At 69.9% G+C, this 9,966-nt stretch carries 11 protein-coding genes; 4 read left to right on the forward strand and 7 right to left on the reverse strand.

The window, feature by feature from the left end; translation table 11 throughout:
• Nucleotides 1-43: 43 nt before the first annotated feature.
• From ACTWQJ_RS10245 to ACTWQJ_RS10255, 3 genes are all read right to left on the reverse strand, one after another.
• The gene (locus ACTWQJ_RS10245) at nucleotides 44-2,377 is read right to left on the reverse strand and encodes a caspase family protein (protein ID WP_443306310.1); all 2,334 of its coding nucleotides are present in this window, start codon (nucleotides 2,375-2,377) and stop codon (nucleotides 44-46) included.
• A gap of 35 nt (nucleotides 2,378-2,412) precedes the next feature.
• A complete protein-coding gene (locus ACTWQJ_RS10250; RefSeq protein WP_443306311.1) occupies nucleotides 2,413-2,763 on the reverse strand; it encodes an effector-associated constant component EACC1 in 351 nt (116 codons plus the stop codon).
• Between the two features lie 183 nt (nucleotides 2,764-2,946).
• A complete protein-coding gene (locus tag ACTWQJ_RS10255) occupies nucleotides 2,947-3,528 on the reverse strand; it encodes an XRE family transcriptional regulator (RefSeq protein ID WP_443306321.1) in 582 nt (193 codons plus the stop codon).
• A gap of 283 nt (nucleotides 3,529-3,811) precedes the next feature.
• Between ACTWQJ_RS10255 and ACTWQJ_RS10260 the strand changes: the two genes are divergently transcribed.
• Nucleotides 3,812-4,009: a hypothetical protein gene (locus tag ACTWQJ_RS10260; protein WP_443306312.1), complete on the forward strand. Its 198-nt coding sequence runs from the start codon at nucleotides 3,812-3,814 to the stop codon at nucleotides 4,007-4,009.
• Nucleotides 4,006-4,191: a hypothetical protein gene (locus tag ACTWQJ_RS10265; RefSeq protein ID WP_443306313.1), complete on the forward strand. Its 186-nt coding sequence runs from the start codon at nucleotides 4,006-4,008 to the stop codon at nucleotides 4,189-4,191. Before ACTWQJ_RS10260 ends, ACTWQJ_RS10265 begins: the two co-directional genes overlap by 4 nt.
• Nucleotides 4,192-4,205: 14 nt before the next feature.
• On the opposite strand, the gene ACTWQJ_RS10270 is transcribed toward ACTWQJ_RS10265, so the two are convergent.
• The gene (locus ACTWQJ_RS10270) at nucleotides 4,206-5,663 is read right to left on the reverse strand and encodes an FAD-dependent monooxygenase (RefSeq protein WP_443306314.1); all 1,458 of its coding nucleotides are present in this window, start codon (nucleotides 5,661-5,663) and stop codon (nucleotides 4,206-4,208) included.
• Nucleotides 5,664-5,777: 114 nt separating this feature from the next.
• Between ACTWQJ_RS10270 and ACTWQJ_RS10275 the strand changes: the two genes are divergently transcribed.
• Entirely contained in the window at nucleotides 5,778-6,356 is a 579-nt protein-coding gene (locus tag ACTWQJ_RS10275) for a TetR/AcrR family transcriptional regulator (protein ID WP_443306315.1), read from the forward strand.
• A 131-nt stretch (nucleotides 6,357-6,487) separates the two neighbouring features.
• On the opposite strand, the gene ACTWQJ_RS10280 is transcribed toward ACTWQJ_RS10275, so the two are convergent.
• The 3 genes from ACTWQJ_RS10280 to ACTWQJ_RS10290 all read right to left on the reverse strand — a co-directional run bounded on the left by ACTWQJ_RS10280 (nucleotide 6,488) and on the right by ACTWQJ_RS10290 (nucleotide 9,148).
• Entirely contained in the window at nucleotides 6,488-6,763 is a 276-nt protein-coding gene (locus ACTWQJ_RS10280) for a hypothetical protein (protein WP_443306316.1), read from the reverse strand.
• Between the two features lie 69 nt (nucleotides 6,764-6,832).
• A complete protein-coding gene (gene malQ, locus ACTWQJ_RS10285) occupies nucleotides 6,833-8,926 on the reverse strand; it encodes a 4-alpha-glucanotransferase (RefSeq protein ID WP_443306317.1) in 2,094 nt (697 codons plus the stop codon).
• Complete coding sequence (locus ACTWQJ_RS10290) at nucleotides 8,927-9,148, reverse strand: hypothetical protein (protein ID WP_443306318.1); 222 nt, start codon at nucleotides 9,146-9,148, stop codon at nucleotides 8,927-8,929.
• A gap of 200 nt (nucleotides 9,149-9,348) precedes the next feature.
• Here ACTWQJ_RS10290 and ACTWQJ_RS10295 point away from each other — a divergent pair, with 200 nt between their 5' ends.
• Nucleotides 9,349-9,882 carry a PadR family transcriptional regulator gene (locus ACTWQJ_RS10295; RefSeq protein WP_443306319.1) on the forward strand — a complete coding sequence of 178 codons (534 nt, stop codon included), beginning with the start codon at nucleotides 9,349-9,351 and terminating at the stop codon, nucleotides 9,880-9,882.
• Nucleotides 9,883-9,966 lie beyond the last annotated feature (84 nt).

Raw genomic sequence — 9,966 nt, forward strand, 5'->3', positions numbered from 1 at the left:
TTGGTACGTCGTGGAGGGCACCCGGCACTGTGCCGGGCGCCCTCTAAGAGCTGCTCGGCATCAGCAGTGCGAGGACGGTCTCGTAGAGGATCCGCTCCCTGGCCGTGCCAGGAACCCGGTGGGCGATTAGCCGAGCGCGGTCGGGATCGGTCACGGCCACTGCACTGACAACGCTGCCAAGCACCTCCCCAGCGGCATGGTGGTCATGCATTCTGTTTGCGATCCTCTCGGCTCGATCAGGGTCACTGGCAGCCACCGCCTTCCCGACGGCGGCGAGCACACTCAGTCTGCGGCTCTTGTCGGTGATGGTGTCAGCAATGCTCTCGGCTCGATCAGGGTCACCGACGGCCACCGCCTTCGCGGCGGCGGCGAGCACACTCGTTCTCCGACTCTTGTCGTTGATGGTGTCAGCAATGCGTACGACCCGATTCGGGTCATCGATGGCCAGCACTTTCGCCAAAGCCACCAGTACATCCTCTTTGGTGTGCTCGGGGGTTATCCCGTACGCCATGTCTTCGGCTCGGTCAGGGCCACTGGTGGCAGCCACCGCGGTCACCACAGCAGTCAGCGCCCGCACCTTGTCCTGCCTCACCGTACTCGCGGTCTGCTCCGCCCGATTGATCAAACGCTCAGCACGTCCGGGGTCGGCGGCGGCCACCGTCTGCGCCGTGAACGTCAACACTGTCACCTGGGCGTACTTGTCGGCGATCGTGTCCGCCATGCGTTCGGCTCGATCGGGGTCTGTGGCAGCCACCGCCTTCGCCGCAGAGGTGACCGCCGTCGTCATAGCGTTCATCATGATCGGGGCCATGGAGCAAAGGAGCGGCCACCTGCTGTACTTGTCGGCAATTTCGTTCGCGATGCATTCGGCTCGTTCAGGGTCGTTGGCGGCGACCGCCCGCGCGACATCAGTGAGCGCTGCCCACCTGCGGTATTTGTAGGTGATCTCCTTCGCGATGCGCTCGGCTCGATCGGGGTCTTTGGCAGCCACCGCCGCCGCAACAGCAGCAAGCGCTGACCACCTCACGTCCTGATTGGTGATGGCGTTCGCGATACCTTCGGCCCGATCGCAGGCATCGGCAGCTGCTGCTTTCACCAGAGAGAAGAGCGCATCCTCCCTCGCGCCCTTGCCGGTTATCGCGTAAGCACAACGTTCCGCTCGGTCGAGGTCACTGGTGGCCACACTCTTCGCCAAGGCGGCCAGCGCGCGGTCTCGGGTGAGCGTGTGCGGGGTCGCGTGCGCGATGCCCTCGGCTCGATCAGGGTCACTGGCCGCCACTGCCGCTACTACGACAGACATCGCCTGGGCCATGTCCGCCTTGGCCGTGCTCGCGGTCCGCTCTGCCCGGTCGAACAGGAGCATGGCACGTTCGGGGTCGGCGACCGCCGCCGCGGTGGCCACGGCGGTCAAGGCCATCACCTTCGAGTATTGGTCGGAGATCGTGTCTACGGCGCTCTCCGCCTGGTCGATCAGACGCGCCACGCGCTCAGGCCCGCCAACAGTCGCCGCCGCAAGGGCGACCTGAGCGAGCGCCCGGGCTCTCCGCAGTCCATTACCGATCGTCTTCGCGATGCTTTCGGCGTGGGCCAGGCGACTGGTCTTGTCTGGGTCAGCCGTACGTCCAGGTGCTCCCACGTCAACCGCTGATGCCATGCCCGACACGTGTGCGGACCTGGCGTTGCGTACCAGTCCGAGCAAATCCGAGGTGTGTGTGCCACATTGCTGCGGCGTCGGCAATCCTTCGGCGCGCAACTGAGTATGCAGGTGGCGGTAGATGTCGCCGAGACTGATCATCGTCCCGGCTGCCGGGCTGCCGGCGCGCAGCAGGGTCAGCAACCGCTCGGTGAAAGCGGTGTGCCGTTCTCCGGGCAGGATCACCGCGGTTCTGTTCGCCGGAGACGAGGTCAGCGTGTAGGTCCCGGCGACCTCGAGTTCGCCGAGCACCGATGCGTCGTCACCCGCAAGTGTCTCTCCGATCGCCCGCCCGCTGAAGCAGCTGTCCAGGATCACCACCCGGCTCTTGGCACTGCTGTCGAGACATGCGTCGCGCACTGCCTCGAAGGGAAGTGCGGTGAAGGCAAGCCTGTCGGGCCGGGTCGCGGCCAGACTCAAATACAACTCCCGGCGCCGCGGGCCGAGCAGGCCGTGTCCGCTGTAGTAGAAGAGCAGTAGATCCTCTGCCTCTTCAGCTGCGCGCACGAGCGCGTCGCCGACTTGTGCCACGCCAGCAGCCGAGGGCACCGCCAGGCAATGGAAGGGACTGAATCCGCCGAGGTCCTCATGCGTGAACACCTGAGCCAGATCGCTGATGTTGTTGGCGATCACAGGCACGTCCGGCAATAACGGGGCTTCGTAGGAAGCGGTTCCGACCAGCACGATCCTCGACCGGGCTGGATCGATCGCGCGCTCTCTCATCCGTCCCGCCCGAGCGCCTCTCGTATCAGCGCTTCGACGTCGTTCACCCGCTTGGCGTCGATCTCTACGGTTGTCCCCTTCGGTGTTTTGCTGACCTTGACGCGGACGTCGGAGCGGCGCGGCAGCGTCAGGAACGACCTGAGGGACGCACCCAGCACACTCAAGACCCCGCCGCTGCCAACAGCAACGACCAGCGCGTCAGTGAGCGTCCCCAACTCCCCAGGACTTGGCGTGCTGTTCCGGCTGACCAGCCCTCGAAGCTCAGGCTCCTGCCCCAGCCAGTCGGAAAGCTCGGCAAGCCCCTCGACCGGGTCATCGCCTTCAACCGACAACGACACGTTGTCCATCGGCCCTCCCGCGGCAATTGACGTCAGCTCAGTATCGCGCCCTGTGCGGCTTTTCACTCGGAAACCAGACAACAGGCCACACACCGATGAGAAGGCCTCGGCCTCCCCCGACCCGCACGACCGCCGTGGCCTCCAAGTGCCCCTGACCGGGACGCAGGGGGACCGGCAGTAGGGGTGGGGCATTCAGCCACTGATGGACACGGCCCGGCCCCAGAGTTCTTCGGCGTGCTCGGCGAAGCGGTCGAACATCCCTCCGTCGCCCTGGCGGCGGAGATGGAGCAACGGCGAGTCGTGTCCCACCAGGCGGGCCAGATGGGGCGTCACCATGGCTTCGTCGTCGAAGCGGAACACCGAAAGGCTGACGTGGTTCACCGCGTCCTCATCGACGCTGAAGCGAGCCTCGAGCCCGTCCAGGGGCCCCAGTTTCTCCAGCGCCTCCAGGGTCATCCGGATGCGGGTGGAGACGGTCAGGGTCACGTCCTCGATGGCCTCCCGCTGTCGGGTCACCTCCCCGTCGGGATCCCCGAGCAGGAACCGCACCCGGCATCCGGACTCGGCCCTTCGCCGCAGCGTCTCGGCGAACGCCGGGACGGACGTCCAGAAGAAGTAGTTCGTGTACCCGGCCAGGAAGATCTCTCTGGTGGCCCCCTCCACGAGCTCGGCCCACACCGTCGACGGGCACGCCGACCGATACGGGTACGAGTGGACGATCTCGCGGTCGTTACCGGTCTTGATGCGATCTTTCACTGCCTGCGGCCAGATCATTTCCTCGTCCACTCCCAAGGCCTGAGCGGCGTCCATGCGGTTGCGTGCGTGCGGCGTCAGGTCGGCGTCCGCGAGCCATCTCTCGACCGTCTTGCCCGTCACCCCGACCCGCACGGCGAGCTGCCGAGGCGTCAGGCCCGCCTCCGCCATAGCTGATCGTAAGCGTACGTTCAAGGCTCCCCCGGCGGACATTTGGGCGGTCTCTGCGACCGTATCGACTCAGCGCCCAAATGTCCCCGGATTGGGGGCCTTTACGTCCGCGAGGGGCATGCACGATCGGGCCATGAGCGAACCGAAGACGACGATGGCCGGACCTGCGCATCTCCCTCTGCCCGCGCCCGACGCCGAGCCCGCAACGGACTGCGACGTCTGCCAGGCCCTGGTCGCCCAGCGAGCGGCGGCCCGGCGGCGAGGCGACCTGTCCCGGGCTTCGGACTGCAACGTCGAGATCACCCGGCATCGACACGAGGAGCAGGCATGAGCCCAGAGATGCAGGCCGCGTTCCGGGCCTGGCTCGACCACGTGCACCCGGCCGCCGACACGGAATGCGCGGAATCCGATCGCCCTGGCCGCGGATGTCGCGAGGAGCGGGAGTTGTGGGCCGCGTACCGCGCCGCGTCCGACGAGTCGCGGCGGCGGATTGCGGCGGGCGCCCAGGGTTAACGGGCGGGCAGCGTTCACCCGACGTGGGCGGACAAGGCGGTCTCGATCGTGGCCGGGGTGGCGGAGTCGGTTGCCCAGGCCACGTACCCGTCGGGCCGCACCAGGACGGTCGTACGCCGGTCGCCTGCCCAGCTCTCCACGGTCAGGCGGTCCGTGCGGTCGCCGGACTCCTCGTAGGACCCGGCGGGGGTGATGAGGACGAAGCGGCCGCCGCGGAGGGCCTCGTAGAGGCGGCCGCTCTTGAGGGCGACGTCCGGGATGCGGGTGCCGGTCAGGCTGTGGGAGCCGCGGGGAGCCGCGTACTTGTAGCCGATGCCGGAGATCTGGGCCAGGGCCTTTCGCTGGGCGGGGCGGGCCAGGTTGACGAAGGCCGAGACGAGAGTGCGTGCGGCGCGCAGTACGGGGCTCTGTGCGCGGGCCAGCCGGACCAGCCCGCCGCTGCTGCGCAGCACCGCCTTGCCGACCGGGTGGCGCTCGGCCTCGTACGTGTCCAGGAGGCCCTCCGGCGCCCAGCCCTGGACGGCCGCGGCGAGCTTCCAGCCGAGGTTGGCCGCGTCCTGCAGGCCGGTGTTCATGCCCTGACCGCCGGCCGGGGAGTGGATGTGCGCGGCGTCGCCGGCGAGGAAGACCCGGCCGACCCGGTACTTCGGCGCCTGGCGCTCGTCGCTGTGGAAGCGGGACAGCCAGCGGGCGTCGTGCATGCCGTAGTCGGTACCCAGGGCGCGGCGGGTGATCTCCTTGACCTCGTCGAGGTCGAGCGGGGCGTCGTCGGACACCTCGTGGCGACGGTTCCAGCCCATGACGCGGTACCAGCCGTCGCCGAAGGAGGCGATCATCGCGAAGGCGTCGCCCTCGCCGTTGACGGTGAGCACGCCCTCGGGCTGCTGCGCGAGCCGGACGTCCGCCAGGATCAGGGACCTGATGACGGAGACGCCGGGGAACGGCAGGCCGATCGCCTCTCGTACGGCGCTGCGATGGCCGTCCGCGCCGACGACGTACGCCGCGCGGTGGGTCACGACCGTCCCGTCCGAGCCGCGTACGTCGAGGTCGACGCCGGTGTCGTCCTGCCGCAGCCCCACGACCTCGCTCTCGTGGGCGAAGTCGACCCCGAGCTCGCGGGCCCGCCGCTCCAGCAGCCGCTCGACCTCGTACTGCGGGGTGATGAGCAGGAACGGGAAGCGGGACGGCAGCGTGCCCAGGTTGAGGGCCAGGCGGCGGAAGAGACGCAGTTCGGTGATGGTGGAGCCGGTGTCGATCAGCGGGTCGGCGAGGCCGCGGGCATCGAGCTGCTCCAGGGTGCGGGCGTGCACGCCGAAGGCGCGGGAGAGGTTGCTGATCTTGCGGGGGCGCCTTTCGAGGAGGGTGACGGGGACGCCGGCGGCGGCGAGGTCACCGGCCAGGAGCAGGCCGGTGGGGCCGGCACCGACGACAATGACGGAGCGAGGGGTGTTGGTGCCGAGGTTGCCGTTCATCTTGACCTCCGGAATGCCAACGCTTGTTGGTCAACGCTTGTTGGCAACAGTAGGGGGCGACACGAGGAGTGTCAACGCTTGTTGGCCTACGAACGTTGGCCTACGCTTGTTGGCATGAACGACAGCGACTCCAAGCCCGCCTCCCGCCGCTCCGACGCAACCCGCACCGCCATCCTCGACGCCGCCCGTGAGCGCTTCGCCGCCGACGGATACGAGCGGGCCACCATCCGGGCCATCGCCAGGGACGCGAATATCGACCCGTCGATGGTGATGCGCTACTACGGCAACAAGGAGGGCCTCTTCGCCGCGGCCGTCGCCATCGATCTCCAGATTCCCGACCTCGGCGCGTTCCCCCGCCACGACGTCGGCCGCGCTCTCGTGACGCACTTCCTCGACACGTGGGAGGAGAACGAGGTGCTGACGGCCCTGCTCCGGGTCGGGGTGACCAACCAGGCCGGGGCCGAGCGGATGCAGAGCATCTTCCGGGACCAGTTGCTGCCGGCCGCGCGCCACGTCTGCCCCGACCCGGAACAAGTACCGACCCGGGCCGCACTCTGCGCGACGCAGGTGCTCGGGCTGGCGCTCACCCGCTACGTCCTGCGGCTCCCGCCGGTCGTGGCGCTGGTCCGCGAGGAGATCGTGGCCTGGCTGGCGCCGACGCTCCAGCGCTACCTCACCGCACCGAGCCCGTGAGCCCCTGAGTCCCGCCCACGGAAACATGCCGAGGGCGCCGTTCCCGTCGGTGTACGGCGCTGTGCGCGTGCGTACGACGACGGGGACGGCACCCTCGGGAGGTGCGCGGCGGGCTCGGGCGGAGCCCTGCGTCAGGCCTTCGAGCCGGCCTTGGTCGTGATGTTGGTGCTGGTCGTGTCCTTCTGCTTGTGCGACTTGTCCAGGACCATCACCAGCCCGGCGATGACCGCGAACAGCACGATCGGGGCAATGACGAACAGACCCAGCGTCTCGATGACGCTCAGTCCCGTGCCGGGGTCGTCACCGTCGTCCGGGGTGAGCGCGAGCGCGGGGGACGTCATGAGCAGCATCATCAGCGTCGTACCGGCAGCCAGGGCACCGGCGCGCAGGGCGTTCTTCTTGTCCACGATCCCAAAAGTATCGAACACCCCGAGGGGCCGCGCGCCCGGGGTGCCGTATGAGCCGCAGCCCACCCATTACCCCCGCAGCACACCACCGCCCCGCAGCACCTCCACCAACGCCCGCACCCTCGGCGACCCAGCCAACTCCTCCAACGTCACCACCCTCCCCTCAGCGTCAGCAATCGGCAGCCGCCAGTTCGGGTACTGATCCCACGTCCCCGGCAGATTCTGCGGCCGCCGATCACCCACCCCGTCCGGCAGCCAGACACCGACCATGCGAGCCGGTGTACGCAGCAGAAAACGGTGGACCGCCTGGATCTCGGCCTCCTCCTCCGAGACACAGTGCCCACCGCCCGTCCCCCGCAACAGCCCCAGCCGGGACAGCACCTCCAGCCACTCCCCCGTATCCGCCGCAGCCTCTGCACGCTCCTGCTCCAGAGGGCGGGTCAACAGCCCCAGACGGTCGCGGAGTTCGACGTGTTCCCCGCTGAGGCGAGCCGCGGTCGGCGGCAGGTCGTGCGTGGTCGCGGTGGCGAGGCAGTCGGCGCGCCAGGACTCCGGCGGCAGGGGACGCCCGTCCCCGTCCCAGTCCCGCTCGAACCACAGCACCGAGGTGCCGAGCACGCCCCGCGAGCGCAGCGTCTGCCGCACACCCGGCTCGACCGTGCCGAGATCCTCCCCGATCACCACCGCCCCGGCGCGGGAGGCCTCCAGCACCAGGATCGCGAGCATGGCCTCGGCGTCGTAACGGACGTACGTCCCCTCCGTCGGCGGATGCCCCTGCGGCACCCACCACAGCCGGAAGAGCCCCATGACGTGGTCGATCCGCAGCGCGCCCGCATACCGGAACAACGCCCGCAGCAGACGGCGATACGGCGCGTACCCCGACTCGGCCAGCCGGTCCGGCCGCCAGGGCGGCAGCCCCCAGTCCTGGCCCCGGGCGTTGAAGGCGTCCGGCGGCGCCCCCACCGACATCCCGGCCGCGAAGTACTCCTGCTGCGCCCAGGCATCCGCGCCCCCGGGATGCACCCCGACCGCGAGGTCGTGCACGATCCCGACCGGCATCCCCGCCTCCCGCGCGACCCGCTGGGCGGCAGTCAGCTGGGCGTCGGTGAGCCACGCGAGACGGCAGTGGAAATCGACCCGATCCATCAACTCCCCCCGCGCACGGGCGGTTTCGGGCGAGTGTGGATCCCGCAGCCCTTCCGGCCACCGCTGCCAGTCCGAGCCGTGCACCTCGGCCAGGGCGCACCAGGTGGCGTGGTCCTCCAGTGCCTGGCCCTGCTCGGCGAGGTAGTCGCAGTAGGCAGCGTGTCTGCCGGGGCCGAGGGGCACCTCGTGGAGGAGCTCCAGCGCCTCCCGCTTCGCCTCCCACACCGCGTCCCGGTCGATCAACGCCCCCTTCTCCAGCACCGCTTCACGCAGCCGCCCGGCCCGCTCCAGCAGCGCCCGCACGCGCTCGCGGTCCTCGACGTACGCGAACTCGGGGACGTCCTCGACCCGCAGGTGCACGGGGTCGGGGAAGCGGCGGGAGGACGGGCGGTAGGGGGAGGGGTCGGTCGGGGGTCCGGGTACGGCCGCGTGCAGCGGGTTGACCTGCACGAATCCGGCGCCGAGCGCCCGGCCGGCCCAGGCGGCGAGTTCGGCGAGGTCACCGGCGTCACCCATGCCCCAGGAGCGGTGCGACAGGAGGGAGTAGAGCTGGACGAGGAGTCCGTACGAGCGTCCCGTGGGCGTGGGCAGGCGGGCCGGGGCGGCCACGAGGTGGGCGTGGGCGGTGCGGCCGTCAGGGGCGGTGGCGGTCAGTCGGTGGACGCCGGGCGGGAGTTGCTCGGTGGCGGTGCGGGTCTCGCCCTGCTCGGTCTCGATCCGCAGCCGGGTTCCCGCGGGCAGCGTCGCGAGGGCGTCCGGCGCGGCGGTACCCCAGCACACCACCGTCGGCGGCAGCAGCCGCTCGTCCAGTTCCCGGCGCCGGGCGGCGAGCGCGGTGCGCACGGCCTCGGGGGTGCCGGCGTCGACGCCGAGGGCGCCCAGGGTGCGGATGAGCGCGGCGGCCGAGGCGGTGACCGTACGGTCCGGGGAGGGACTGTAGGAGGTGGCGACACCGTGCAGCTCGGCGAGCCTGCACAGGTCTTCGTCGGGGGGTTCGCCCGGGCGGGATGCGGTCATCTACGGCCTCGTGGTGTCGGCGTCCGGGGCGGCGAGCGGCGGCTCGCTGGTGAGGGGCTCGGCGTCGGGCAGCGGGGGCTCGCTGGTCAGCGGAGCCTGGGCGCAGGCTCCTTCCGCGCTGAACATGCACAGGTGGGGGTCTTCGGGGTGGGCGGAGGGGTCCGCCGGGCGTTTGGAGCGTTCGGACAGCGCCGAGAGCAGAAGGTGTGCGGATGCGGCCACGGTGGCCTCCTTGTTCGGTGACGGGTTCACCGCAGCCCTACCCAGCGAACGCGAGGCCAGACGCCCCACGACCAACAACGCCGTTCTCGTCACATTTCGTGTCCGCTCCGGTGGCGGACTGCGCCTGCTCAGCCCGCCACCGGATATTTTCCGTCGCCGACTATTCACTCAGTACATGTACTCAGTACATAATGATCTCCATGAGCACGCGCCACATCCTGCTCGGACTCCTCGCCACGGGTCCCAGCCACGGCTACGACCTGAAGCGACGGCACGACGAGCGCTTCCCGCAGGCCCGTCCGCTGGCCTACGGGCAGGTGTACACAACCCTGCAGCGCCTGGTCCGCGACGGTCTCGCGGAGGTCGACGGCACCGACTCGGACGGCGGCCCCGAGCGCACCGTGTACCGCTCGACGGCCGACGGAGAGCGCGAACTGGCCCACTGGGCCGGTGAGGTCACCCCGCCCGCGCCGTTCGTGACGAACGAGATCTTCGCCAAGGTCGTCGTCTCGATCCTGTCCGGCGGCGACCCGGCGGCCTATCTGCACGCCCAGCGCACCGCCCACATGGAGCGCATGCGGCAGCTCACGGCGGTCAAGACCGGCCCGAGCGCCGACCTCGCGACCGTTCTCTCGGCGGACTACGCCCTCAACCACCTCGACGCCGACCTCCGTTGGATGACCACCACGGCGGCCCGGCTCACCACCCTGACCGCGGAGGTCGACTCAGCATGAGCAACCCAGTGCCGCTGCTCGCGGCCCGTGACCTGACCAAGGCGCACGGCAGGACCGAGGCCCTGCGCGGCGCCTCGGTCGAAC

Source organism: Streptomyces sp. KR55 (genome assembly GCF_052245645.1).
GTDB classification, from domain to species: domain Bacteria; phylum Actinomycetota; class Actinomycetes; order Streptomycetales; family Streptomycetaceae; genus Streptomyces; species Streptomyces flavusporus.